The sequence below is a fragment of the Aquabacterium sp. A08 genome (assembly GCF_011742065.1).
The window spans coordinates 1-314 of sequence record NZ_JAAQQT010000360.1 but is presented as its reverse complement, the minus strand read 5'-3'; the positions used below and the strand labels follow the sequence as shown (position 1 = coordinate 314).

Annotated in this window: 1 protein-coding gene; it reads left to right on the top strand. The window is 71.0% G+C overall.

Going from position 1 to position 314, the window contains the following annotated elements:
• Positions 1 to 3 precede the first annotated feature (3 nt).
• A partial coding sequence (locus HA630_RS02040) for a PLP-dependent transferase (RefSeq protein WP_208299918.1) occupies positions 4 to 314 on the top strand: 311 nt, incomplete at its 3' end.

The following is a 314-nucleotide window of genomic DNA, read 5'->3' as shown; positions in this document are numbered from 1 at the left end:
CCCATGGCCCCCGCCTTGCCCCCCGACCTGCACCGCGACACGCTGGCCGTGCGCGCCGCGGTCGAACGCAGCCAGTACGGCGAAAACTCGGAGGCACTGTACCTGACCAGCGGTTACGTGCAGCCCAGCGCGCAAGCCTCGGCGCGGCGTTTCGCCGGCGAGGAAGACGGCTACACCTACGGCCGCTCCGGCAACCCCACGGTGACCAGCTTCGAGCAGCGCCTGGCCGCGCTGGAAGGCGCCGAGGCCTGCCTGGCCACCGCCTCGGGCATGTCGGCCATCATGTTGATGTGCTTCGGCCTGCTCAAAGCCGG